24 protein-coding genes are annotated in these 23,393 nt (G+C 63.3%); 15 read left to right on the top strand and 9 right to left on the bottom strand.

Features of this window, described 5'->3' with window-relative positions; all coding sequences use genetic code 11:
* The first annotated feature begins 42 nt into the window (after positions 1-42).
* Both msrP and msrQ read left to right on the top strand, forming a co-directional pair.
* Positions 43-990: a protein-methionine-sulfoxide reductase catalytic subunit MsrP gene (msrP, locus tag E8Q41_RS21670; RefSeq protein WP_137157653.1), complete on the top strand. Its 948-nt coding sequence runs from the start codon at positions 43-45 to the stop codon at positions 988-990.
* Entirely contained in the window at positions 990-1,637 is a 648-nt protein-coding gene (msrQ, locus tag E8Q41_RS21665; protein WP_137157652.1) for a protein-methionine-sulfoxide reductase heme-binding subunit MsrQ, read from the top strand. Before msrP ends, msrQ begins: the two co-directional genes overlap by 1 nt.
* Here msrQ and E8Q41_RS21660 read toward each other — a convergent pair.
* Positions 1,613-2,368, bottom strand: a complete 756-nt coding sequence (locus E8Q41_RS21660; protein ID WP_137157651.1) for a gamma-glutamyl-gamma-aminobutyrate hydrolase family protein — start codon at positions 2,366-2,368, stop codon at positions 1,613-1,615. The two genes, msrQ and E8Q41_RS21660, sit on opposite strands and share 25 nt — an antisense overlap.
* 247 nt (positions 2,369-2,615) lie before the next feature.
* On the opposite strand from E8Q41_RS21660, the gene E8Q41_RS21655 reads away from it, so the two are divergent.
* The 7 genes from E8Q41_RS21655 (at position 2,616) to E8Q41_RS21625 (ending at position 7,900) form a co-directional block, all read left to right on the top strand.
* Entirely contained in the window at positions 2,616-3,719 is a 1,104-nt protein-coding gene (locus tag E8Q41_RS21655) for a TRAP transporter substrate-binding protein (RefSeq protein WP_137157650.1), read from the top strand.
* 233 nt (positions 3,720-3,952) lie between these two features.
* Complete coding sequence (locus E8Q41_RS21650) at positions 3,953-4,174, top strand: aa3-type cytochrome c oxidase subunit IV (protein WP_137157649.1); 222 nt, start codon at positions 3,953-3,955, stop codon at positions 4,172-4,174.
* A gap of 88 nt (positions 4,175-4,262) precedes the next feature.
* Positions 4,263-5,405: a Re/Si-specific NAD(P)(+) transhydrogenase subunit alpha gene (locus E8Q41_RS21645; RefSeq protein WP_137157648.1), complete on the top strand. Its 1,143-nt coding sequence runs from the start codon at positions 4,263-4,265 to the stop codon at positions 5,403-5,405.
* 1 nt (position 5,406) lies between these two features.
* On the top strand, positions 5,407-5,814 hold the full coding sequence (locus E8Q41_RS21640; protein ID WP_137157647.1) for a proton-translocating transhydrogenase family protein: 408 nt from the start codon (positions 5,407-5,409) through the stop codon (positions 5,812-5,814).
* Between the two features lie 12 nt (positions 5,815-5,826).
* Positions 5,827-7,227 carry an NAD(P)(+) transhydrogenase (Re/Si-specific) subunit beta gene (locus tag E8Q41_RS21635; RefSeq protein ID WP_137157646.1) on the top strand — a complete coding sequence of 467 codons (1,401 nt, stop codon included), beginning with the start codon at positions 5,827-5,829 and terminating at the stop codon, positions 7,225-7,227.
* A gap of 123 nt (positions 7,228-7,350) precedes the next feature.
* A complete protein-coding gene (locus E8Q41_RS21630) occupies positions 7,351-7,602 on the top strand; it encodes a BrnT family toxin (protein ID WP_137157645.1) in 252 nt (83 codons plus the stop codon).
* Positions 7,595-7,900, top strand: a complete 306-nt coding sequence (locus E8Q41_RS21625; RefSeq protein WP_137157644.1) for a BrnA antitoxin family protein — start codon at positions 7,595-7,597, stop codon at positions 7,898-7,900. Before E8Q41_RS21630 ends, E8Q41_RS21625 begins: the two co-directional genes overlap by 8 nt.
* Here the strand turns inward: E8Q41_RS21625 and E8Q41_RS21620 are convergent, their stop codons facing one another.
* From E8Q41_RS21620 to rpsU, 4 genes are all read right to left on the bottom strand, one after another.
* Complete coding sequence (locus E8Q41_RS21620; RefSeq protein ID WP_137157643.1) at positions 7,901-8,968, bottom strand: FAD-binding oxidoreductase; 1,068 nt, start codon at positions 8,966-8,968, stop codon at positions 7,901-7,903.
* Positions 8,969-9,023: 55 nt separating this feature from the next.
* Positions 9,024-9,935 (bottom strand): PD40 domain-containing protein, encoded by a 912-nt coding sequence (locus E8Q41_RS21615; protein ID WP_137157642.1) that lies wholly within the window; start codon positions 9,933-9,935, stop codon positions 9,024-9,026.
* 59 nt (positions 9,936-9,994) lie between these two features.
* Positions 9,995-10,801 (bottom strand): tetratricopeptide repeat protein, encoded by an 807-nt coding sequence (locus E8Q41_RS21610; RefSeq protein WP_246660284.1) that lies wholly within the window; start codon positions 10,799-10,801, stop codon positions 9,995-9,997.
* A gap of 188 nt (positions 10,802-10,989) precedes the next feature.
* Positions 10,990-11,217 carry a 30S ribosomal protein S21 gene (gene rpsU / locus E8Q41_RS21605; protein WP_137157640.1) on the bottom strand — a complete coding sequence of 76 codons (228 nt, stop codon included), beginning with the start codon at positions 11,215-11,217 and terminating at the stop codon, positions 10,990-10,992.
* 296 nt (positions 11,218-11,513) lie between these two features.
* Between rpsU and E8Q41_RS21600 the strand changes: the two genes are divergently transcribed.
* The 5 genes from E8Q41_RS21600 to E8Q41_RS21580 all read left to right on the top strand — a co-directional run bounded on the left by E8Q41_RS21600 (position 11,514) and on the right by E8Q41_RS21580 (position 16,989).
* Positions 11,514-12,767, top strand: coding sequence for a sarcosine oxidase subunit beta family protein (locus E8Q41_RS21600; RefSeq protein WP_137157639.1), 1,254 nt, complete (start codon positions 11,514-11,516; stop codon positions 12,765-12,767).
* Positions 12,768-12,784: 17 nt separating this feature from the next.
* A complete protein-coding gene (locus E8Q41_RS21595) occupies positions 12,785-13,105 on the top strand; it encodes a sarcosine oxidase subunit delta (protein ID WP_137157638.1) in 321 nt (106 codons plus the stop codon).
* Entirely contained in the window at positions 13,102-16,098 is a 2,997-nt protein-coding gene (locus E8Q41_RS21590) for a sarcosine oxidase subunit alpha (RefSeq protein WP_137157637.1), read from the top strand. The genes E8Q41_RS21595 and E8Q41_RS21590 overlap by 4 nt, the downstream gene beginning before the upstream one ends.
* Entirely contained in the window at positions 16,091-16,645 is a 555-nt protein-coding gene (locus E8Q41_RS21585; RefSeq protein ID WP_137157636.1) for a sarcosine oxidase subunit gamma, read from the top strand. The genes E8Q41_RS21590 and E8Q41_RS21585 overlap by 8 nt, the downstream gene beginning before the upstream one ends.
* Before the next feature lie 68 nt (positions 16,646-16,713).
* Positions 16,714-16,989, top strand: a complete 276-nt coding sequence (locus tag E8Q41_RS21580) for a hypothetical protein (protein ID WP_137157635.1) — start codon at positions 16,714-16,716, stop codon at positions 16,987-16,989.
* A 405-nt stretch (positions 16,990-17,394) separates the two neighbouring features.
* Here the strand turns inward: E8Q41_RS21580 and E8Q41_RS21575 are convergent, their stop codons facing one another.
* Both E8Q41_RS21575 and glgX read right to left on the bottom strand, forming a co-directional pair.
* Positions 17,395-18,444, bottom strand: a complete 1,050-nt coding sequence (locus E8Q41_RS21575) for a DUF2332 family protein (RefSeq protein ID WP_137157634.1) — start codon at positions 18,442-18,444, stop codon at positions 17,395-17,397.
* A gap of 89 nt (positions 18,445-18,533) precedes the next feature.
* Positions 18,534-20,474 carry a glycogen debranching protein GlgX gene (gene glgX, locus E8Q41_RS21570; protein WP_137157633.1) on the bottom strand — a complete coding sequence of 647 codons (1,941 nt, stop codon included), beginning with the start codon at positions 20,472-20,474 and terminating at the stop codon, positions 18,534-18,536.
* A 158-nt stretch (positions 20,475-20,632) separates the two neighbouring features.
* Between glgX and E8Q41_RS21565 the strand changes: the two genes are divergently transcribed.
* Entirely contained in the window at positions 20,633-21,196 is a 564-nt protein-coding gene (locus tag E8Q41_RS21565; RefSeq protein ID WP_137157632.1) for a hypothetical protein, read from the top strand.
* Here the strand turns inward: E8Q41_RS21565 and E8Q41_RS21560 are convergent.
* Together E8Q41_RS21560 and E8Q41_RS21555 are read right to left on the bottom strand one after the other, a co-directional pair.
* Entirely contained in the window at positions 21,179-22,597 is a 1,419-nt protein-coding gene (locus E8Q41_RS21560; RefSeq protein ID WP_137157631.1) for a bifunctional serine/threonine-protein kinase/universal stress protein, read from the bottom strand. The genes E8Q41_RS21565 and E8Q41_RS21560 overlap by 18 nt on opposite strands.
* A 1-nt stretch (position 22,598) precedes the next feature.
* Positions 22,599-23,381, bottom strand: coding sequence for a metallophosphoesterase family protein (locus E8Q41_RS21555; protein ID WP_246660279.1), 783 nt, complete (start codon positions 23,379-23,381; stop codon positions 22,599-22,601).
* Between the last annotated feature and the right edge of the window lie 12 nt (positions 23,382-23,393).

Here is a 23,393-nt window from a genome sequence, read left to right as displayed (position 1 = left end):
GTCCGTATAAGCTTGCGAGACCTGACCTGAAGAGGATCCGTCATGCCGGCTTATCGCTTTCCCAAGATCGCAGCCTCGGAGATCACTCCGCATTCCGTGTTCCTGCGCCGACGGGAATTTCTGGCGGGCGCGGCGGCGGCCGGCTTGGTAGGCGCGAGCGCCTCGCCGTCCGTTGCGGCGCTGGCAGCCAAGCCTTCCGCCTACAAGGTGAGCGATAAGCTCACCCCGAAGGAAGACGCCACGACCTACAACAATTTCTACGAATTCGGCGTCAACAAGAGCGATCCGGCCGACTATTCCGACAAATTCAAGCCGCGTCCCTGGACGATCAAGATCGACGGCCTCGTGTCCAAGCCACTGGAAATCGACGTCGATCAGCTGATCTCCAAAATGTCGGTCGAAGAGCGCGTCTATCGCTTCCGCTGTGTGGAGGCCTGGTCGATGGTGCTGCCCTGGAGCGGCTTCATGCTGGCCGATCTTCTCAAGATGGCGGAGCCGCTCGCCAGCGCCAAATATGTGGCGTTCCAGACGGCGCTGCGGCCCGATGAAATGCTTGGCGTGGGCGGTTTTGCGCCCATTCTCGACTGGCCTTACAAAGAAGGTCTCAGGCTCGACGAGGCCATGCATCCGCTGACGCTGATGGCGGTCGGCATCTACGGCGATCTCCTGCCCAACCAGAACGGCGCGCCGATCCGGCTGGTGGTTCCCTGGAAATACGGCTTCAAGAGCATCAAGTCGATCGAGCGCATTACGCTCGTCGAGGCTCAGCCGCCGACGGCGTGGAACACGGCGGCGCCGGACGAATACGGCTTCTATTCCAACGTCAATCCCAAGGTCGATCACCCCCGCTGGAGCCAGGCCACGGAACGGCCGATCGGCGAGGGCGGCGGCTTCTTCAATTCGCCGAAGAAGGACACGCTGATGTTCAACGGCTATGCCGACGAGGTCGCCTCGCTCTATGCCGGCATGGATCTGAAGGCGAATTTCTGATGGCGGCCCCCGCCAGCGACGCGCCGGTCGATCTGCCGCGACGCATCAACCGCGTCGCCGCCAAGATTTCGCCCTGGTGGATCTACGGGCTCGGCTTTATCCCGGCTGCCTGGTATTTCTGGCTCGGCGCGACCGGGAGACTCAGCGCCAATCCTGTTCAGGCCTTCGAGCATCTGCTCGGTGAATGGACGCTGCGTTTTCTCATCGCGACGCTGTTGGTGACGCCGATCCGGGATTTCACCCGCGTCAATCTCTTCCGGTTCAGGCGGGCGCTCGGGCTGATGAGCTTCTACTATGCGCTGATGCATGTGCTGGTCTATGCGATCCTCGACCGCGCCCTGGTGTTTCCGGAGATCGTCGCCGACGTGATCAAGCGGCCCTATATCATGGTGGGCATGGCGGCGTTTGTGGGCCTGATCGCGCTGGCGGTCACGTCGAACAACTGGTCGATCCGTAGGATGGGCCGCAACTGGGGCCGGCTGCATCTCTTGATCTATCCGGCCGCCATTCTCGGCGTCACGCATTTCATCATGGCGGTCAAAAGCTGGCCGCCGCGACCGCTGGTCTATATCGCGATCATCGCCGTGTTGTTGCTCTATCGGCTGGCGAAGTATACCGCCGCTCAGCGGCCTTTCGCTTCGGCATAGGCCCGTACGGCGTCGCCGAAGGATTTGAACAGGCGGGCGGAGGTGGCGTCGCTTTCCACCCAGTATTCCGGGTGCCACTGCACGCCGATGGCGAAATTCGGGGCGTCGATCACGGAGACCGCCTCGATTGTGCCGTCTTCGGCGACGGCTTCGACAGTCAGTCGCGGCGCGGTGACGCCGATTGCCTGGCGATGGAGCGAATTGACCTGGAATTCGCCGGCGCCGAGGGCGGCGGCGATGCAGGAGCCTTCCTTGACCTTCACCGTCTGGCGGATCGCATACATCTTGTCGCGTTCCGGCACGTCGGGACGGCGGTGATCCCAGACGCCTGGTTTTTCCTGAATTTCGGTTTCAAGCGTGCCGCCCAGCGCGACATTGAGCTCCTGAATGCCGCGGCAGATGGCGAGCAGCGGCACGCCGCGATCGATGGCGCGGCGGATCAGCTCCATGCTCGTCGCATCGCGGGCCGGGTCATAAGGACCGTTCTTTTCCGAGGCGTCGCCGCCATAGAGCGACGGATGCACGTTGGAGCGTGAGCCCGAAATCAGCACGCCGTCGACGCGGTCGAGGATGGCGTCGATGTCGTTGCCGCTTTCCAGCGCGGGAACGACGATCGCCGTTGCGCCGGCGCCCTTCACCACGGCATTGACATATTGCTGCGGCGTCGCATGCCAGTAATAACCTTCGATTTCGCGCGTGTCGGCGGGAATGGCGATGATCGGGCTGGGCATGCTTGTCTCCGAAGACGTTTTGAACGGCCATCAAGTGGCGCGTCGGCTCTGCGATGTCAATTGTCCGATTTTAAATCCCAGACCCTAACTATCGGTAAGCACTATCTTACTTCGACGGAAGCATTAGGAAAATAAGGAGTTCGCGTCTTGCGGGCGCCGAGGGGCCATGCTTAACATCCGCGTCGGGCGAGGGCCACCTCGCTGGGGAAAGCCAAACTGCAAGATCCGTTCTACTGGGAGGTGTCACATGGATCGTCGTTCATTTTTCAAGAAGGCCGGTGTTACAGCCGCAGGCGCTGCCGCGGCCACAACGCTCGCTGCGCCCGCGATTGCGCAGTCCAATCCGAAGATCACCTGGCGCCTGACGTCGTCCTTCCCGAAGGGATTGGACACGATCTATGGCGGCGGCGTCGATGTCGCCAACCATGTGCGCGCGGCGACTGACGGCGCCTTCGACATCCAGGTCTTCGCCGCAGCTGAAATCGTGCCGGGCCTTGAAGCCGCCAACGCCGCCGGCGCGGGCACGGTGGAAATGGCCCATACCGTGCTTTACTACTATTATGGCAAGGAGCCGACCTATGCGCTCGGCGCCGCCATCCCCTTCGGCCTCAACGCCCGCATGCAGAATTCCTGGTACTATGCCGGCGGCGGCGATCTGATGAACGAGTTCCTCGCCACCCAGAACCTCTACGGCATGCCCGCCGGCAATACCGGCGTGCAGATGGGCGGCTGGTTCCGCAAGGAGATCAACACGCTCGAAGATCTCAAGGGTCTCAAGATGCGCATCGGCGGCCTGGCCGGCAAGGTGATGGAGCGCCTCGGCGTCGTGCCGCAGCAGATCCCCGGAGGCGACATCTATCCGGCGCTTGAAAAGGGCACGATCGATGCGGCCGAGTGGGTCGGCCCCTATGACGACGCCAAGCTCGGCTTCAACAAGGTCGCCAAATACTATTACTATCCCGGTTTCTGGGAAGGCGGCCCGGTGGTTCACGCCGTGGTCAACCTCGCCAAGTGGAACGAACTGCCAAAGCATTATCAGGCTGTTCTCTCCGACGCCTGCGCGACGGCCAATTCGATCATGCTCGCCAAATACGACGCCAAGAACGCGGTTGCGCTCAAGGAGCTGGTCGGCGGCGGCGCGGTGCTGAAGCCTTACAGCCAGGAAATCCTCAATGCCGCCTATGAAGCCGCGTTGACGACCTATGCCGAGCTCAGCGAAAAGAGCCCGCATTTCAAGAAGATCTACGATCACCAGCTGGCCTTCAAGAAGGACGCCTATCTCTGGGCGCAGATCGGCGAATACACCTTCGACACCTTCATGATGATCCAGCAGCGCGCCGGCAAACTCTAAAGACTCAAGCGAGAATTCATCCGGCCCGGAGCCTTCGCGGTTCCGGGCCGTTTTTTTGTTTTTCGGCGTCGCGTTTAATCGATTTTATGTCGCCTGGCGGCCTGCGTGAGATTGCGCGCCCCTAGACCTTTGTGTAAGGCCAGAGTCAGAGCCTAGGTTCAGCCTGTGGCCCCAGGGGAGTAGGACAAGGCGCGTGAAACAGGTTTCAGCGCCTTATGAATGGGAGAATTTGAATGGCCGAACATCATTCCGGACCGGCAGAAGTTGGCGCCTCCATGGATTACGCCGAACATGAGAAGACCTATAAGGGTTTCCTCTGGGCCGCCAAATTCGGCACGATGGCCATTGTCGTGCTGCTGATCGCAATGACGGTCGGTTTCTTCACCGGCGCGGGCGTCTTCTTCTCCCTCCTGCTGTTCATCGTGCTCACGCTGGCCGGCTTCTTTTTGATCTGACATTTCGATCCGCGCGAAATCTCGCCGGCCGTGACTGCGGCTGGACCCTTTCGCGCGCCTATCATCTGGTGAAGAGGAGAGCCGGCGCGTGGGCAGTCTGGTGTTTGTGGCCAAGGAGATCGAGGGAGGCGAGCCGCGCGTGGCGGCGTCTCCCGATACGGTCAAGAAAATGAAGTCGCTCGGTTTCGACGTGATCGTCGAAGCCGGCGCAGGGACGGCCTCGCGCATCCCGGATGCGGAATTCGAGAAGATGGGCGCGCGGATCGGCGCTGGGTCTGACGCCGCGTCCGCCGATGTCGTGCTGAAAGTCCGCCGGCCGACCACAGCGGAACTCGCCGGCTACAAATCCGGCGCCATCGTGCTCGGCGTCATGGATCCCTACGGCGCCGACGAAGCGATCGCGGCCATGGCGTCTGCCGGCGTTTCCGCTTTCGCCATGGAACTGATGCCGCGCATCACCCGGGCCCAATCCATGGACGTGTTGTCGTCCCAGGCAAATCTGGCGGGCTATCAGGCGGTGATCGACGCTGCGGCGGAATATGATCGCGCCATGCCGATGATGATGACCGCCGCCGGCACCGTTCCGGCCGCAAAAGTCTTCGTGATGGGCGCTGGCGTTGCGGGTCTGCAGGCCATCGCGACTGCTCGCCGCCTCGGCGCGGTGGTGTCGGCCACCGATGTGCGTCCCGCCGCCAAGGAGCAGGTCGCCTCGCTGGGAGCTAAGTTCATCGCCGTCGAGGACGAGGAGTTCAAGGCGGCCGAAACCGCGGCCGGTTACGCCAAGCCGATGTCTGCGGAATACCAGGCCAAGCAGGCCGCGCTGGTCGCCGAGCATATCGCCAAGCAGGATATCGTCATCACCACCGCGCTCATTCCCGGGCGTCCGGCGCCGCGGCTCGTCAGCCGCGAGATGCTGAAGGCGATGAAGCCGGGGTCTGTGGCGGTCGATCTCGCCGTCGAGCGCGGCGGCAATATCGAGGGCGCTGTCGCGGGCGAGGTTGTCGAGGTCGAGGGCGTGAAAGTCATCGGCCACCTCAATGTCGCCGGCCGCATCGCCGCGTCCGCCTCGCTGCTCTACGCCAAGAACCTCGTGACCTTCCTTGAGACCATGGTGTCGAAGGAGACGAAGACGCTTGACCTCAATATCGAGGACGAACTGGTCAAGGCGACCATGCTGACCCATGGCGGCAAGGTGGTTCACCCCAATTTTGGCGGCGCGCAGGGAGGCTGAGATGGCGACGGAAACTCTGGATAAAGCTCTACAGAATCTCGACGCGGCGGTGGCAGCCGTGCATCAGGCCGTCGAAACGCAGCCGTCCATCGCCGATGCGGCGCATGCGCTGTCGGGCGGGGCGATCGATCCCTTCGTCTTTCGGCTGGCGATCTTCGTGCTGTCGATCTTCGTCGGCTATTACGTGGTCTGGTCGGTGACGCCGGCGCTGCACACGCCGCTGATGGCGGTAACCAACGCGATCTCCTCGGTGATCGTGGTGGGCGCGCTGCTCGCAGTCGGTCTGTCGGCGAGCGGTTTCGCCACCGGCTTCGGTTTCGTGGCGCTGATCCTCGCTTCGATCAACATTTTCGGCGGCTTCCTGGTCACCCAGCGTATGCTCGCCATGTACAAGAAAAAAGAAAAGTAAGGGGCGAAATCCATGTCCGTCAATTTCGCAGCCTTTCTCTATCTCGTCTCCGGCGTGCTGTTCATTATGGCGCTGAGGGGGCTCAGCCATCCCTCCACCAGCCGGCAAGGCAATCTCTACGGCATGGTGGGGATGGGCATCGCCATCGTCACCACGCTTTTGCTCGCCAAGCCGACATTCGGCGGGCTGGCGCTGATCATTCTCGGCCTCGCCATCGGTGGCGGCCTGGGCGCGGTCATCGCCCGGCGCATCGCCATGACCTCGATGCCGCAGCTCGTCGCGGGCTTCCACTCGCTGGTCGGTCTGGCCGCGGTGCTGGTGGCGGCGGCGGCGCTTTATGCGCCGTCCTCGTTCGGCATCGGCGAAGTGGGTCAGATCCATGGCCAGGCGCTGGTGGAAATGTCGCTTGGCGTCGCGATTGGCGCGATCACCTTCACCGGTTCGATCATCGCCTTCCTGAAGCTCGACGGGCGCATGAGCGGCAAGCCGATCATGCTGCCGATGCGGCATCTGATCAACATCGCGATTTTCGCGGCGATCGTGGTGCTGATCGGCGTGCTGGTGGCGAGCGAAAGCCATTTCGTATTCTGGCTGATCGTGGCCCTGTCGTTGGCCTTCGGCGTGTTGCTGATCATCCCGATCGGCGGCGCCGATATGCCGGTGGTGGTGTCGATGCTCAACTCCTATTCGGGTTGGGCGGCGGCCGGCATCGGCTTCACGCTCGGCAATCTGGCGCTGATCATCACCGGGGCGCTGGTGGGTTCGTCTGGCGCGATCCTCAGCTATATCATGTGCAAGGGCATGAACCGCTCCTTCGTCTCGGTCATCCTCGGCGGCTTCGGCGGCGATGCGGGGGCTTCCGCCGCGGCCGACAATTCCGACAAGACGGTGAAGCAGGGGTCGGCCGACGATGCCGCCTATCTGATGGCCAACGCCTCCAAGGTGATCATCGTGCCGGGTTACGGCATGGCGGTGGCCCAAGCCCAGCATGCGCTGCGCGAAATGGGCGACAAGCTCAAGGAAGCCGGCGTCGAGGTGAAATACGCGATCCATCCGGTCGCGGGCCGCATGCCCGGCCATATGAACGTGCTGCTCGCCGAAGCCAATGTTCCCTATGACGACGTGTTCGAACTCGAGGACATCAATTCGGAATTCGCCCAAGCCGACGTCGCCTATGTCATCGGGGCCAATGACGTCACCAATCCGGCGGCGCGCGACGACAAGTCCTCGCCGATCTACGGCATGCCGATCCTCGACGTCGACAAGGCCAAGACCTGCCTGTTCGTCAAGCGCTCGCTCGGCTCCGGCTATGCCGGCATCGACAATACGCTGTTCTACAAGGATGGCACGATGATGTTGCTGGGCGACGCCAAGAAAGTGACGGAGGACATCGTCAAGGCGCTGGCCCACTGACGTTCCGACATCGCGGTTTGCTCAAAACCCCGCCCGCAACGGCGGGGTTTTTCATTTGCACGTTTTGCGCGATCCCGATAGCATCGATACGCTTGTTTTCGTCATTAAATGTAGTTACATTAAATGAAGATCGTTTGGGACGAGGTGAAGCGGCAGGCGAATTTGCGCAAGCACGGTTTTGATTTCGCCGGGTTGGATGTAGGTTTTTTCCTCACTGCTGTGATCCGGCCGGCGAAACACGGTCGTCACAGGGCGATCGGGCGTCTGGAAGATGGGTCAGTGGCGGTCATCTTCGCTTATCTCGGGCGTGAGGGCATCTCGGTGATTTCCATGCGTCCGGCCAGCTTGCGTGAAAGGAGACTGCTTGATGAGTGACGGCAAGAAAGCTCTCGCTGATGACATGATCAACGGTTTCCCGCGGGAAATCTGGGAAGAGGTGTCCGACAATCCCGAATGGACGGAAGAAGATTTCAAGCTGGCGCGGCCGTTCCGCGAGGTGTTTCCGGAACTCGCCGCAGAGATCGAGCGCAGCCGGGGGCGTCCGGTGTCCGAAAACCCCAAGAAGCAGGTGACGTTGAGGCTCGATGCCGATGTCGTGGCGCGCTACAAGGCGGGCGGCAGGGGATGGCAGAGCCGCATGAATGCGGATCTCCGCAAGGCGCTCGGTCTCTGATCACGAAAAGCGCGACAGGCGGTAGGAAGCCAGCAGCGGTTCGGATATTCCGTCCAACACTTCCTTCGCCGCGAATTCACCGAGCGCGGGGGCGAGCGTGATGCCGGAATGGGTGACAGCGACGTATAGACCTTCAACCCCGTCGGCGCGGCCAACGATCGAGAAACCATCCTCCGGGATCGGGCGATAGCCGATCCGGTAGCCTTCGAGTTCCAGCTGTTCGCCACCGACGAGGCGCGAGCACATGTCGTCGAACACGCGCCTGGCGGTGGCGGCGGGATCTGCGCCGGGGTCCGTGCCGTTGAAGGAGGTGGAGGCGATGATGCGGCCGTCCGGCGCCTGTCGCATCTCCATTTGCGGCGCGACGACGATATGCTCGAGCATGGGTGGCGCGGGTTTGGTGTCGATGATCAGGCCGGGCGAGGCGCTCATCGGAATCCGGACGCCTGCGGTGGCGGCCAGATCGGCCGTTGCCGCGCCGGCAGCGAGGATAATCTCGTCGGCTTCCGTCACGCCTTCCTCTGTCACGACGCCGACGACCCGCCTATCGCGCAAAGCGAGCGCGGAAATCTCGACGCCCGTGCGGATCTTCGCGCCGAGCCGTTCGGCATCCGCCAGCAGCGCAAGCGCCACGGGGCGGGGCTCCACCATGCCTTCTTCATCGATCTTGAGCGCCCATTCCGGAGCGTGCTTGATCGCCGGCTCAATCCGCTGGACTTCCTCACGCAGGATTCGCTTAACGCCGTATCCCCAGCCGGTCTGTTCCACCGCAAATTTTTCGAGCTCTTCCGGGGGCAGGACGTAGCAGATCGAGCCGCACCATTCGGGGGCAACGCCGGGCACGGCGGCGGCAAGCCTGCGCCAACCGGTCATGGCCGTGATGCGCAGACGGAAATAGGGTTCGGGATTGCCCCAATTGGCGTTGATCCAGGCGAAGGAATTGGGCGTGGCGACGCCGCCGGGCTCGCCGCAGAACACCGTGACCCGCGCGCCCGCCTTGGCGAGATGCCAGGCGATGGAGGCTCCGATGACGCCGCCGCCGATGACGATGATCTGTTTGCCCGACATCCCGATTCCCTCTGTTGCGCCGCCAACTTATCGCCGGAGGAGGAGAAGGGAAGGTCTAGCTTTCCATGGGATAGGAAACGAAGGCGAAGCGCCGGCCATCCGTCGACCAGCTGTTGACGTTGATCGTGCCTTGACCGCCGAAGATCTTCGCGACTGTTTCCGGAGCCGCCCAGTCGCCCTTGCGCACGAGGCGCAACTCGACAGGACGGTTCTCCGGATGGCCTCGGGTTCCTTCGGGATAGGAGAGGTAGCAGGCGAGGTCGCCTCTGGGCGCGAGATGGGGAAACCAGTTGACCCGGGAGTTGAAGGTCAGCTGCTCAAGCGCCGAACCGTCCCGCCTCATCCGCGCGATCTGCGCATGGCCCGGCATGGCGCTGAAGCGCTCGGTGTTGAAAAAAATCCAGTCGCCGTCGGGAGAATATTCGCATCCGTCGGCCGGCTTGTCGCCATAGGTCAGCTGTCGCAAATCGCCGCCGTCGGCATTCATGGCGTAGATATTGGCGGCGCCCCAGGGGCCATGCGGTCCGGGCGCAACGCCGACAAAGGCGAGTTCGGTCCCATCAGGGCTGACGCCATGCAGGAAATGCCGGAGCGGCCTGTCTGGATCGGGACGGCTCACGGGCCAGAAACGTCCGGTGGAGAGCGACAGGCCGTAGATGCGCCAGTCGTAGCAGGACACGTAAACCGTATCGCCGTCCGGCGCTGGCACGTGATCATTGTTGACGAAGGGCAGACCGGGAGTGTCGAGTTGTAGAAGTTCTCCACCGTCGAGATCGAGCGTCCAGAGCAGCCCGTCGCCGTTGAGAAGCAGCCGGTCCGGCCAAGGCCAGTTGGGCGCTTCCAGGAGGAGATTCCGGGTGCGGTAAACTTCGGTCGTCTGGCCGCGATCGGCGTCGAAGATATGGACGGCGCAACTCTGATCGGCCGAGAGCCGTCGGTGTTGCGTCTGGACAACGCTGTCAGCCACGCCGATCCTCCTTCGAACGGGCCTGCATGAAAAAGGCCGCTCGCGGCGGCCTCATTCGATCACTGCGCGGGCATGCCCGTCGCTGCGCGCGTTCTCGCGACGCCGTCTCGGGCGGGCTGATATTTCAGGTCGAGCGACAGGGCGTGAGCGTAGGATTTATAGGCGCGGCGCATGTCGCCCTTGCGCTCGTAGATCAGCGCCTGGTTCGCCCAGGATTCGGCGAGCGATCCGTCGAGTTCGATGGCGTGATTGAAGTCTGCAAAGGCGTTGTCGTCGTCGTTCATCGCCACGTAGGAGATGCCGCGGCCGTTATACGGTTCGGCGGAACTCGGCGACAGCGAGATGGCGGTCGAGAAGTCTTCGATCGCTTTGGCGTGATTGCCGCGCTTCTGATAGATCAGGCCGCGATTGTGATAGGCGCGCGGATCGGTGGTGTCGAGCCCGATCGCCTGGTTGTAATCGTTCATCGCCGCGTCGAGCTGCCCGGCCTGGCGGTAGACATTGCCGCGGCCAATGAAGGCGACGTCGTAGCGCGGGTTGAGCTTCAGCGCCATGTTGTAATCGGCCAGCGCCGCTTCCGGCTGGCCCATATTGCGGTAGATCAGACCGCGATTGGCGTAGGCCTGAAAGAAACGCGGGTTGAGCGTGAGAGCCTGATTGAAATCCGACAGCGCGCGCTTGAACTCGCCGGCGCGGCCGTAAGCCGAACCGCGGGTGTTGTAACCTTCGGGATCCTGCGGATTGCTGTCGATCACGGCGGTCAGCGAGGCGATGTTCTCTTCGCCGCCCTGCGCCTTGTTGATGCGGATCGTATCCGTCGTATCGGTGGTGTTGCAGGCGGCGAGCGCCAGCGACAGCCCCGTCATGGCCAGGCCGATACGGACCTTTCGACCCAGGCCGCCGGCCTGTGCGAGGAGGGAAGTGGCGAGGCTATTGTGTCGGAGCATGATCGGTTCTTCGCGCAAGCTGCCGGAGCAGGGGACAAGTAAAAAGGCGGCGGCGAATCATATCGCCCCCGCCAGACAGCATCGAATTTCGTCAAGACGACGGCGGATTAGCGCGCAGCAGCGCGACCCGTCACGAGGCCTTCGCGCTGGGCGCGCTTGCGAGCCAGCTTGCGGACGCGACGAACAGCCTCGGCCTTTTCGCGAGCGCGCTTCTGCGACGGCTTTTCGTAGTAGTCGCGCATCTTCATTTCACGAAAAATGCCTTCGCGCTGCATCTTCTTTTTCAGAGCGCGGAGAGCCTGATCAACATTGTTGTCGCGAACCAGTACCTGCACGTTAATCCCGTTCCTTATCTCGAGTTGAGTCCGGCCTTGTCGGCTGCGGAGCAAGCAAAATAAATTCGCTGGGCCGGCTGGCCAAGCGATTGAGGCAAGCACCTACCAGATCGAACGCGGCAAGTCCAGTGGTTCGCGTCATATTTTGAACCGCATGCGCCGGTTATACAGCGTGTCGCAGCTTTGGCGGAGACCCGCCCGACTGCGTCGCAAAATGGACGTTGTCAGAACATCTTTTTTGCGATTTCCTCAGGCTCATCAAGGCTGCTGACGCCGGTATCTGGAGCAAATTCGCGATGCGCAAATATTCTGTTTTCGCCGTCGCCCGCGAGGCCCTTCGCGGGCACACGGGCTGGGAAAAGCAATGGACGTCGCCCGAGCCGAAAAAGGAATATGATGTCATCATCATCGGCGGCGGCGGTCATGGCCTCGGCGCGGCCTTCTATCTCGCCAAGGAGCATGGAATCACCAATGTCGCGGTGATCGAGAAGGGCTGGCTCGGCGGCGGCAACACCGGCCGCAACACCACCATCATTCGCTCCAACTATCTCTATGAAGAGAGCATGGACATCTATGAGCATTCGCTCAAGATGTGGGAGAACCTGTCCCAGGAGCTGAACTACAACGTCATGTATTCGCCGCGCGGCGTGATGATGCTGTCGCATACGGTGCATGACAAGCAGACCTTCATGCGCCATGTCCACGCCAACCGTCTCTACGGCATCGACAATGAGTGGCTGACGCCCGAGCAGGCCAAGGATTATTGCCCGCCGCTCGATATCGCCGCTTCCGCCCGCTACCCGATCAATGGCGCAGCGCTGCAGCGTCGCGGCGGCACGGCCCGCCATGACGCTGTCGCCTGGGGTTACGCCCGCGCCGCCACCGATCGCGGCGTGCATGTGATCCAGAACACCGAAGTCACCGGCATCCGCCGCGGACCCGATGGCGCCGTGATCGGCGTCGAGACCTCGCGCGGCTTTATCGGCGCCAAGAAGATCGGCGTGTCGGCCTCGGGCCACAACACGGCGATCATGTCCATGGCCGATGTCCGCGTGCCGCTGCATTCCAACCCGCTGCAGGCGCTGGTGTCCGAACCGATGAAGCCGATCTTCCCCTGCGTGGTGATGTCGAACACGGTTCACGCCTATATCTCGCAGTCCGACAAGGGCGAACTGGTGATCGGCGCCGGCACCGACCAGTATGTGTCCTATTCGCAGACCGGCGGTCTGCAGATCATCACGCATACGCTCGACGCCATCTGCGAAATCTTCCCGATCTTCCGGCGCGTGAAGATGATGCGCCAGTGGGGCGGCATCACCGACAACACACCCGACCGTTCGGCGATCCAGTCCAAGACACCGGTCAAGGGCCTTTATGTGAATTGCGGCTGGGGAACCGGCGGCTTCAAGGCCACGCCGGGCTCGGCCCATCTCTTCGCCCATCTCATCGCGCGCGACGAACCGCACAAGCTCGCCGCCGGCCTGACGCTCGACCGCTTCCGCTCCGGACGCCTGGTCGACGAAGCCGCCGCCGCCGCCGTTGCGCATTGACAGGTTAGGTCAAGACCATGTTTCTCATCCACTGCCCCTATTGCAACGAAGACCGTTCGGAACTCGAGTTCCGCGGCGTGGGCGACGCCCATATCGACCGTGCGCAGAACATCACCGAAATTTCGGACGAGGAATTCGCCGAGTATTTCTTCATGCGCGACAATCCGAAAGGCCTGATCTACGAGCGCTGGCGCCATATCCATGGCTGCGGGCGCTTCTTCCGCGCCATTCGCCACACCGTCAGCGATCGATTCGTCATGACCTACCGGCAGGAAGAGCCGCGTCCTGACGAGGCGACCGTCCAGGCCAAACTCGCCGGCATTGGAGGCCAGAAATGAGCGGAGCAAACCGTATCGCAGGCAAGGGCCGCCTGACCCCCGCCAAGACCGCCCGTTTCACCTATGACGGCCGCATCCTGACTGGTCTCGAAGGCGACACCGTCGCTTCGGCGCTGCTCGCCAACGGCATTCATCTCGCCGGCCGGTCGTTCAAGTATCACCGCCCGCGCGGCATCCTGACCGCCGGTCCGGAAGAGCCCAATGCGCTGATGGACGTGTCGCGCGATCCGAGCCGCAAGACGCCCAACGTGCGCGCCACTATGCAGGAGCTCTATGACGGCCTAACCGTGTCGTCGCAGAACCGCTGGCCGTCGCTCGCCTTCGACATCGGCGGCATCAACAACCTGTTCGCGCCCTTCTTCGCAGCCGGCTTCTATTACAAGACCTTCATGTGGCCGAAGGCCGCCTGGCACAAGCTTTACGAGCCGCAGATCCGCAAGGCCGCCGGCCTCGGCGTGTCGCCGACGCAGGACGACCCCGATCACTACGCCAACCGCTTCGCCCATTGCGACGTGCTGGTGGCGGGTGGCGGCGCGGCCGGCATCGCCGCAGCGCTTGCAGCAGCTGAAACCGGCGCGAGCGTGATCATCGCCGACGAGCGCGCCGAATTCGGCGGCGCCCTGCATTTCGACACCAACGTCACCATCGATGGCCAGGACGGCTACGTCTGGGCGCAGAAGACGATCGCCAGGCTCAAGGCCCTGCCGAATGTGACCGTGCTGCCGCGCACCACCGTGTTCGGTTATTATGAGCACAATTTCATCGGTCTCGCCGAGCGCGTCACCGACCACATGGCAAAGCCCGCGCCGCATCTGCCGCGCGAGCGTCTGTGGCAGGTCCGCGCCAAGCGCGTGGTCATCGCCACCGGCGCGATTGAGCGCCACATGGTGTTCGACGGCAATGACCGTCCCGGCGTGATGCTGGCGTCGGCGGCCCGGACATATCTCAATCATTACGGCGTGGCCGTCGGCGCCAAGGTCGGCGTCTACACCGCCCATGATTCCGCCTATGAAGCCGCTTTCGACCTCAAGGCCGCCGGCGTCGAGATTCCCGTGATCGTCGACAGCCGCGACAAGCCCGGCGAAGCGGTGCTCGCAAAAGCGCGTTCGATGGGCATCAATGTGCTGACCGGGCATGCGGTGCTGACCACCAAGGGCAAGTTGCGCGTCTCCGCCATGGTCGTGGCGCGCCGCGGCCAGAAGAGCGGCGAAAAGATCGCCGTCGACGCGCTGATCATGTCCTCGGGCTGGACGCCGTCCGTGCATCTCTTCTCGCAGTCGCGCGGCAAGCTGGCCTTCGATGCGGACAACCAACGCTTCCTGCCGGGAACCTATCTCGAGGACTGCATGTCGGTCGGCGCCTGCAACGGCACGAACGGCATCCAGGCCACGATCGACGAGGCGTTGGGCGTCGGCGAGTTGCTCGCCCGCGCCGCCGGAGCCGAGGGCAAGTCCACCCTCTCCATCGCCGCAACCCAGGCCTTTGAATGGACCGGCGGCATGGCGGGCAGCGCCGAAGGCGCCGGCCCTGACGATACCTCGGCCAAGGCATTCGTCGATTTCCAGCACGATGTCTGCGCCAAGGATATCCGTCTCGCCGTTCGCGAAGGCATGCATTCGATCGAGCATGTCAAGCGCTTCACCACAAACGGCATGGCGACCGACCAGGGCAAGACCTCCAATATCCACGGTCTGGCGATCGCAGCGGAAGCGCTCGGCAAGGCGATGCCGGAAGTGGGTCTCACCACCTTCCGCGCGCCCTATACGCCGGTCACTTTCGGGACGCTGATCAACCATTCGCGCGGGCCGCATTTCGACCCGGCCCGCAAGACGCCGATCCATGCCTGGCACGAAGCCCAGGGCGCGGATTTCGAAAATGTCGGCAACTGGAAGCGCGCCTGGTATTATGCGCGTCCGGGCGAAGACATGCATCAGGCCGTCAATCGCGAATGCAAGACGGTGCGCTCGGTCGCAGGCCTGTTCGACGCCTCGACGCTTGGCAAGATCGAAGTGGTCGGCCCCGACGCCGCCGCCTTCATGAACCTGATGTACACCAACTCCTGGGATACGCTGAAGCCCGGCCGCTGCCGCTACGGCATCATGCTGCGCGAGGACGGCTTCGTCTATGACGACGGCGTCGTCGGCCGTCTGGCGGAGGATCGTTTCCATGTCACCACCACCACGGGCGGCGCGCCGCGCGTGATGCATCACATGGAAGACTATCTGCAGACGGAATTCCCGCATCTCAAGGTGTGGCTGACCTCGACCACCGAACAGTGGGCCGTCATCGCCGTACAGGGCCCGAAGGCGCGCGAGATCATTGCGCCCCTCGTCGAAGGCATCGACCTTTCCAACGAGGCCTTCCCGCATATGAGCGTCGCTGAAGGCAAGATCGCCGGCGTGCCGACCCGTCTCTTCCGCATGACCTTTGCGGGCGAACTCGGTTTCGAAATCAACGTGCCGGCCGATTATGGCCAGGCCGTCTGGGAAGCGATCTGGGAAGGCGCCGAGCCGATGGGCGCTTGCGCCTATGGCACGGAAACCATGCACGTGTTGCGCGCCGAAAAGGGCTATATCATCGTCGGTCAGGACACGGACGGCACGCTGACGCCCGATGACGCCGGCCTCGCCTGGGCTGTGGGCAAGAAGAAGACCGATTTCGTCGGTATTCGCGGCTTGAAGCGCCCGGATCTCGTCCGCAGCGGCCGCAAGCAGCTGGTCGGTCTCAAGACCAAGGACCCGCGCGAGGTGCTGGAGGAAGGCGCGCAGATCGTCGCCGATCCCAACCAGCCGAAGCCGATGACCATGCTCGGCCATGTGACGTCGTCCTATTGGTCGGAAAATTGCGAACGCTCGATCGCCATGGCCGTTGTTATCGACGGTCGCGCCAAGATGGGGCAGACGCTGTATGTGCCGATGGCTGACCGCGTGGTCGCCGTCGAAGTCTGCGACGCCGTGTTCTATGACAAGGAAGGAGGCCGCATCAATGGCTGACGCTCTCTCTGCTCTCCGCAAGTCGCCGATCAAGGCGGGCCATGGCGGCTCGGCGGTCGCGTCCGTGACTTTTGCTCCGGCCGCCTCCCGCGCCTCGCTGCGCGCCGGCGCCGACGCCGTCCCCGCTTTGTCTTCGGCGCTCGGCTTGGAACTACCGACCAGGCCCAAGGGCACGGCTTCGGCCGATGGCAAGCATGCGCTGTGGCTTGGTCCAGACGAATGGCTGCTGATCGGTCCCGACGGCGTCGATTTCGTGGCGCTCGCCGGCCAATCCGGCGCGCTGCATTCGGCGGTGGATGTGTCGCATCGCAATGTCGCCTTCGTCATCTCCGGCCCGGGCGCCCGCGCCACTTTGGCCTCGGCCTGCCCGCTGGATCTCGGCGACGCGATCTTCCCGGTCGGCGCGGCCTCGCGCACGGTGTTCGGCAAGGCCGAAGTGGTGATCTACCGCACCGGCGAGGAAAGCTTCCGGCTCGAATGCTGGCGCTCCTTCGGCGACTATTGCTTCGGCATGCTGAATGAAGGCGCGGAAGACGCGGCGATCTGACGGATCGCTTTGCATAGGCATCGCCCTGCGCTATTGTCTGACGACATTCTTGCGTGGGGCGAAGCTCAATGATTTCACTGACGCTGACAGGCGAATTGGAAGAGCGGCTGAAAGCCGCCGCCGACGAGACCGACACGACGGCCCCGGAAATCGTCGCGCGCGCCGTCGAGCACTATCTGGATCTCCGGGAGGTCCGCCTGAATTCCGCCCGCGCCGCTGCGGCGGAGGCGGACAAGGGCTATTTCGTTTCTCAAGCAAAGATGCATGCATGGGTGGACAGCTGGGGGACGGCGGATGAGCTGCCTCCGCCGGAAGCGGATATCAACTGTTTTTCCACGCATTGAGTCCAGATCAGAAAGAGGGCGTATAACCTGATTTTGGGGTCTGTAAAGCTCAATACGAAAGCAACCAAAATGGAAGTCTCATCATGAAGATTGGTAGAGATAAAATTATATACCACTTTCTGCTGGGGCCACTTGGATTCAGATATCGAACGATTATCGCAGCGCTTGTTGCGGCACTCATCAATGGCGTTCTATTTCCCTCAAACCCCTACATATTCGTGATAATTATGGCGCTCTATCTCGCCTTTGGGATGAGTGGCATTGAGCGCAAATTGATACTGAAGTGGCGGCAAAAAAGTAAGTAGAAGGCTTCATTGCGTCCGCTTGTCATCAATCAAACTGACGACGAAACGGACCTTCGAAGCATAGGCCGCCTGCCTGTGGCTTTCACCGGAGGCATACGATTCACCACCCCGCCCACCTGATCCATCGGCCGTGGAAATCTCCGCGGCCGATTTCTTTTTTTGCGCCGCCGGGCCAGATCTCGAGCGTGAGGGCGGCGCCGTCATGGGATCTGTCGTCGGCTTCGAGCGCAAGACGGGCCAGCGGCGCGTCATCGGTGGCGCGCCCGCCGGCGGCGGCGATCAGGGCCTCTCCCTCCGCCTGCAACGCAGCCGGCAAATATTGCCAGGCGATGGTGTGGAAGATCACATGAACGGCGCCGGGGCGCGGTGAGGCGAGGCGGGTTCCAAGCCAGTCGATAGCGTCGGCCTGTTCGACAGTCACGCCATGGCCTGCTGCGATGTCAAGCGCGGCGCGGGTGCGCGACAGACGATCCTGCTGATCCGCCCAGATGTAGGAAAGCATGCGCAGGCGGTGGGCGGAATCGGCGGCATTGACGGGCGCGAGATCGCAGCCGGCGCGCTCCAGCACCGAGATGCGCGCTTCGGGCGGCGTTTCGCCATGCCAGTCCGGCGCGATCTCGACGGGGGAGGCCGGATCGCCCCAGGCAAGGTCGCCGAGGCGGTAACGATAGCGGTCCCATTGCAGATTGAGCCCGGCGCTCGCGCCGACTTCTGACAGGACGAGCGGCTTGCCCATGAGTTCGGCGATGGTCAGGAAACCGGGAAGCAGCGCGCCGGAGCGGCTCACTTCATTGGTTTGCGGCGCGGATTGAAGACGCGCGAGAATGAAGTCGGCATGATCGGTGAGGGCCTTTTCGACGGCGTCCCACAGCCGATCATCCGCCACGTCGTGCGGCGGGTAGACGGAGATGAGATCCGGAGCGAGCCCTTCCAGCACCAGTGCATGCAGGCAACCGGCCAGGCGCAGCGGTACGGAATCCGCCTGGGGCGAGGGGTCGCCCGGCCAGCCGAGCACGCGATCGGCAACCGTGTCCCCGAGCGTCAGACGCGCTGCGGCCAGCCGGCAGAGACGGGCGGTGAAAGGCGATCCCAGCGCCTCGCAGGCGACGGACTGGCGTTCGAAGGCGTGGCGGACGGCGTTGATGGTCATGCAAGATGTCCCTGTGTTCACCGACCGAGGATAGAGCCGATTGACGGCGGCTTCTATGCCGGCGTCTTGCAACTTTGGCGCCGAAACGCTCAGGCGGACGGACCGAGATAGAGGCTCACCGAGCGGGGAGCCACAGTCATGCCGTCACCGACAAGGCATTTCCAAAGCCGCGCGCCGCCGGGCAGACGGATGGGTTTCGCTTCGCTGGCGCGATTGAAAGCGACGGCCAGTGTCGCGGGGCGACCGGTGACGCGGTCATTGGTCTGCAGCGCCATGATCAGCTGGTCGGCGTGATGGGCCTCCCAATCCGCCACCTGCATCGGTTCGCTCTTCGCGGTCAGCCAGGAGACGTCGAGGTCGGTGAGGAATTCCTGGCCCTCGAAGATGGTGAAGCGACGACGCAGCGCTGACAGTGAGCAGGCATGCTCGAAAATGTTACGATCGAGGCTGTCCCAATCGATCCAGCTGAGTGGATTGTCCTGGGCATAGGCATTGTTGTTGCCCTGTTGGCTGCGGCCGAATTCATCGCCCGCCGTCAGCATGATCGCGCCTCGGGACAGGAACAGGGTTGAGAGAAGCGCCATCACATCCGCGCGTCGGCTGGCGTTGACCGTGGCGTCGTTGGTCGCGCCCTCGACGCCGTTGTTCCAGGAATAGTTTTCGTTGTGGCCGTCGCGATTGGCTTCGCCATTGGCTTCATTGTGCTTGTGGGCGTGGGAGACGAGGTCCCAGAGCGTGAAGCCGTCATGCGCGGCGACGAAATTGACGGTGCGGGTGCGGCGACCCTCGTGCCGGCTGAAAATGTTCGACGAGCCTGATAGCGCGGTGGCGAGCGGGCCGATGCGATGATTGTCGCCGCGCCAGAAAAGGCGGATGTCGTCGCGGGCGCGGTCGTTCCACTCCAGGAAGGAGGGCGGGAAATTGCCGAGTTGATAGCCGCCGGGGCCGATATCCCAGGGTTCGGCGATGAGGATGCGATCCTTCAGGATCGGGTCGGCGCGCATGTCCGACAAGAGCATAGCGTCAGAGGTGAAGCCCTGGGGGCCGCGCCCCAGGATCGGTGCGAGATCGAAGCGGAAGCCGTCGATGCCGGCGTGCCGCACGAAATGGCGAAGACTGTCGAGAACGAGATTGCGCACCGGCGCGTGATGGCAGGCCAGCGTGTTGCCGCAGCCGGTGTCGTTGATCAATTCGCCCGGCTTTCCCGGCGGATGGCTGTAATAGGTCAGGCTGTCGAGCCCGCGCATGGAGAGCGTGCCGCCCTCGGCGTCGCTTTCGCCGGTATGGTTGAAGACGAGATCTAGGATCACGCCGAGGCCATGGCTGTGCAGCGTCGCCACGGTTTCGGCGAGTTCGCGCACGCCGCCGGGGCAGAGCCGGGGATCAAGCGCCATCAGCGCGATCGGGTTATAACCCCAGCTGTTTCTCAATCCGAGCGGCGGCAGATGCCGTTCGTCGAGCCAGGCGGTGATCGGCATCAGCTCGAGAGCCGCGACGCCGAGCGTCTCGAAATGGGCGAGAATGGCGGGGTGGGTAAGGGCCTTGATCGTGCCGCGTTCTGCTGCGGGGATATCCGGATGCAGCATGGTGAGGGCGCGGACATTGACTTCATAGACCAGCCCGCCCGGCTTCCAATGCGGCGGCTGGGCATGGATGGGCGACAGATGCTGGAGAACCGCGCGCGGCGCGATGTCTGCAGTGTCGACGCCATAGGCCGCCAGCCGGCGGTCCTGCGCAAAGGGCCGGTCGAGCTCCAGCGCATAGGGATCGACGAGCAGTTTGGACGGATCGAACCAGAGGCCGTGGCCGGGGGCGTAGTCGCCATGGGCGCGGAAGCCGTAGCGCTGGCCGGCGCGGACGTCCTCGACATCGCACCGCCAGACATGGTCGTGACCGCAGACCATGTCCACGCGACGCTCGGCTCCCTCCTTGTCGAACAGGCAGAGGTCGAGTTTGCCGGCATGCCGCGAGAAGACGCTGAAATGCGCGCCGTGCTCAGTCAGCGTGGCTCCGAGTGGATGGTGGGTCATGAGGCGGTCCCTGCGATTCCTGATCCTATCTTACGAGACATGCGTTAAAATACGAGTGCGTGATCGGGCCCGGCAAACAGGCGAAGCTTGACGTCGATCAAGGCGGGAGGCAGTTTCGCGCGCGAAAAGCGAGGGGCATAGGCTTTCAGGTGATCGACATGACCACGATAGAATTCATCTTCGCGATTCTCGCCCTTTTGTTGACGCCGGGGCCGACCAACACATTGCTGGCCGTCGGCGCCGCAGCGGGCGGCTTTCGCGCCTCGCTGCCCTATATGGTCGCGGAAGTCCTCGCCTATCTCATCGTGGTCATTCCGCTCGCCACCGTGGCCGCGCCTTTACTGTCGGACTATCCGATGGCGACCGCCGCGCTCAAGGCGGGGGCGGCGATGTGGATCTTCTATCTCGCCATCCGCCTGTGGTTGCCGGAAGGCGGACAGGCGCGCGCCGTCGGCGCCCGGCATGTGTTCATCACCACGCTTCTCAATCCCAAGGCGGTCATCATCGGATTGGTGATCATGCCGCATGGGACGCTTTTGGACATCGGACCCCGTCTCGCCTTGTTCGCAGGGCTGGTGGCGGCGGCGTCCCTGTCATGGATCGCCTTCGGGGCTTTTGCGCTGAGCGCTGGCGGCAGGTTCAAGCGCGCGCATATGCGCCGTTTGGGCGCAGTCATCCTGGCCGCCTTCTCGGTTTTTCTGACGTCAAGCCTGATCCGCTGACGGTTTGAGCGCGCGCTTGCGCACCACGGTCACTGTGCAGGGCGCATGCGCCGCCACTTCGCCCGAAACGCTGCCGATCAGCGAGCGGATGGCGGAGGCGGCGCGGGCGCCCATGACGATGTGATCAACATTGTTGGCCCGGGCGAAGTCGAGAATGGCGTCGGCCGGATTGACCGCTTCCAGCACGTGATAGGTGATCGCGCCATCGCGCGCCTGTAACGGCGCTGCCCAGCCCTTGAGCTCCACCAACCGGCTCACATGCTTGTTGTTGCCCTCTTCATCAAGGGTGGTGTCGAGGCTGATGCGGTTGATGCGCAGGATATTGAGGCAGGCGATGCGCGCGCCCGGCGATTTCTCGACGATGCGGGAGACGTTCAGCCGGAGCGCGTCGAGGAGATCCTGGTCGGCGCGGGCCAGATCGATGGAGACGAGCACGATCGGCGCGTCGGCATATTGGCCGGCGACCACCTGCGGCTCGACCCGATCCCAGGGCTCTGGATTGAAACGCCGCCGCAGCACGGCGGCGAGGCCGTCGCGCTTGATCCTCTCCGATCGCGCCGTCAGTTTGACCTGGCCGAGATCCTTGAGGTCATTGGCGAGTTGCGCCGCCGTCTGATAGCGCCAGGCGGGATTGACCTCGAGGCATTTGAGGATGATCTCCTGCAGCGCCGGCGGGATGTCCTTGTTCAACGTCCGGGGCGCATAGGGATCGCGCCAGAGCCGCTTCTTGAGCCCTTTCAGCCGTTGCGGATCGCCGAACGGACGCCGTCCGGTGGCGAAGAAATAGAGCAGCGCGCCGAGCGCGAAGAGATCGCTGCGGAAATCAGTGCGTTTGCCCAGGATCTGTTCCGGCGCCATATAGGGCGCGGTGCCATAGGGCAGGCGGAATTCCTCGGCCATCAGATCCGGCAATTGCGTGTGGCAGGCTAGCCCGTAATCGATCAGCACCGCTTCGCCCGTGTCGCGGAAGAGGATGTTGGACGGCTTGATGTCGAGATGCACCACATTCTGGCGATGCAGGTCGTCGAGCGCCAGCGCGATCCGGCGACCGAGATCCGCGACCTCGTGCGGCGGCAGCGGCAGTTTTTCCAGCATCGGATAGAGCGAGGGGCCGGGAACCTGCTCCAGAACGATATAGGGCTGACGGGCGAAATCACCGTTGGCCACGAATTTCGGAACATGCGGGCCGGAGATGCGCGGCAGGATCATCTGCTCCATCTCGAAACTGACGATCGCGGCGGGGTCGTCGCCCTCGCTCATCTTCGGCGTCTTCATCAGCATGGGAAAGGCTTGATCAGGATGCGTCACGCTCCAGAGCCGCGCCATGCCGCCATTGTGCTTGAGGTCGCCGACGACGAAACCGTCGATGATGTCGCCGGGGACAAGGGCGGATTTCGCCATGTCAGCGTCCCGCCATCAATCGTCCGGCGAGGCTTTCCGGCAGGCAGGCGGCGTGGATCTTGCCCACGGTCTTGTCGATGTCGTAGCTGACGCGCAGATAGCGCAGCGTGCGGGCCTCGGTGTCATAGAGCCCGATCGCGGCCTTGGAATTGTCGTCGCGCGGCTGGCCGACCGCGCCCATCACCGCCAGCCAGCGGCGGGAGGCGGAGAGCGGAATCGCCTGATCCGAACAGGGCGTGAAATGCGTGACCTTGCCGGTTGGGGACAGCGAATAGAGGGCCGGGCGGTGGGTGTGGCCGCAGAAGCTCACAGTCGCTTTACAGGCACCGAGATGCCGGGCGGCTTCGTCTGATGACAGCACATAGCGCCAGCGCGCCGGCTCGCTGGCTTCGGCGTGAATGTAGAGACGGTCCTCGTCATTGAGGCTCATCGGCAGCGAACCGAGATAGCGGCGGGCGTCGTCCGAGAGCTGGTTGCGCGTCCAGTCCATGGCGCGCCGGGCGGCGTCGGTCATGGTCTCGGAGGCCTCCTTGCAGGCCTGGTCGTGATTGCCGCGAATGACGAGCGCGCCGGCGTCCTGCAGCGCGCGGGTCTTCTCCACGCACCATTCCGGATCCGGCCCGTAGCCGACAATGTCGCCCAGGATTACCAGACGCTCCGCGCCCAGCCGGTCTGCGGCCGCAAGACAGGCTTCATAGGCTTCGCGATTGGCATGTATGTCCGACAACAGCGCGATCAGCACGATGCGGTCCTCCTCCACCATGAATTTAGCAGAGGAGGCCATGGCTCGCCATTA

The sequence above is a fragment of the Rhizobium sp. FKL33 genome, from assembly GCF_005222915.1.
Lineage (GTDB): Bacteria > Pseudomonadota > Alphaproteobacteria > Rhizobiales > Rhizobiaceae > Rhizobium_E.
The sequence above is the reverse complement of the archived record's forward strand: the minus strand, read 5'-3'. Positions and strand labels throughout refer to the sequence as shown.

Bases quoted from the DNA above. Each gene is read 5' to 3' on its own strand.
- msrP (WP_137157653.1), top strand. From the start codon at position 43: ATGCCGGCTTATCGCTTTCCCAAGATCGCAGCCTCGGAGATCACTCCG.
- msrQ (WP_137157652.1), top strand. From the start codon at position 990: ATGGCGGCCCCCGCCAGCGACGCGCCGGTCGATCTGCCGCGACGCATC.
- E8Q41_RS21660 (WP_137157651.1), bottom strand. From the start codon at position 2,368: ATGCCCAGCCCGATCATCGCCATTCCCGCCGACACGCGCGAAATCGAA.
- E8Q41_RS21655 (WP_137157650.1), top strand. From the start codon at position 2,616: ATGGATCGTCGTTCATTTTTCAAGAAGGCCGGTGTTACAGCCGCAGGC.
- E8Q41_RS21650 (WP_137157649.1), top strand. From the start codon at position 3,953: ATGGCCGAACATCATTCCGGACCGGCAGAAGTTGGCGCCTCCATGGAT.
- E8Q41_RS21640 (WP_137157647.1), top strand. From the start codon at position 5,407: ATGGCGACGGAAACTCTGGATAAAGCTCTACAGAATCTCGACGCGGCG.
- E8Q41_RS21635 (WP_137157646.1), top strand. From the start codon at position 5,827: ATGTCCGTCAATTTCGCAGCCTTTCTCTATCTCGTCTCCGGCGTGCTG.
- E8Q41_RS21630 (WP_137157645.1), top strand. From the start codon at position 7,351: ATGAAGATCGTTTGGGACGAGGTGAAGCGGCAGGCGAATTTGCGCAAG.
- E8Q41_RS21625 (WP_137157644.1), top strand. From the start codon at position 7,595: ATGAGTGACGGCAAGAAAGCTCTCGCTGATGACATGATCAACGGTTTC.
- E8Q41_RS21620 (WP_137157643.1), bottom strand. From the start codon at position 8,968: ATGTCGGGCAAACAGATCATCGTCATCGGCGGCGGCGTCATCGGAGCC.
- E8Q41_RS21610 (WP_246660284.1), bottom strand. From the start codon at position 10,801: ATGACGGGGCTGTCGCTGGCGCTCGCCGCCTGCAACACCACCGATACG.
- E8Q41_RS21600 (WP_137157639.1), top strand. From the start codon at position 11,514: ATGCGCAAATATTCTGTTTTCGCCGTCGCCCGCGAGGCCCTTCGCGGG.
- E8Q41_RS21595 (WP_137157638.1), top strand. From the start codon at position 12,785: ATGTTTCTCATCCACTGCCCCTATTGCAACGAAGACCGTTCGGAACTC.
- E8Q41_RS21590 (WP_137157637.1), top strand. From the start codon at position 13,102: ATGAGCGGAGCAAACCGTATCGCAGGCAAGGGCCGCCTGACCCCCGCC.
- E8Q41_RS21585 (WP_137157636.1), top strand. From the start codon at position 16,091: ATGGCTGACGCTCTCTCTGCTCTCCGCAAGTCGCCGATCAAGGCGGGC.
- E8Q41_RS21580 (WP_137157635.1), top strand. From the start codon at position 16,714: ATGATTTCACTGACGCTGACAGGCGAATTGGAAGAGCGGCTGAAAGCC.
- E8Q41_RS21575 (WP_137157634.1), bottom strand. From the start codon at position 18,444: ATGACCATCAACGCCGTCCGCCACGCCTTCGAACGCCAGTCCGTCGCC.
- glgX (WP_137157633.1), bottom strand. From the start codon at position 20,474: ATGACCCACCATCCACTCGGAGCCACGCTGACTGAGCACGGCGCGCAT.
- E8Q41_RS21565 (WP_137157632.1), top strand. From the start codon at position 20,633: ATGACCACGATAGAATTCATCTTCGCGATTCTCGCCCTTTTGTTGACG.
- E8Q41_RS21560 (WP_137157631.1), bottom strand. From the start codon at position 22,597: ATGGCGAAATCCGCCCTTGTCCCCGGCGACATCATCGACGGTTTCGTC.
- E8Q41_RS21555 (WP_246660279.1), bottom strand. From the start codon at position 23,381: ATGGCCTCCTCTGCTAAATTCATGGTGGAGGAGGACCGCATCGTGCTG.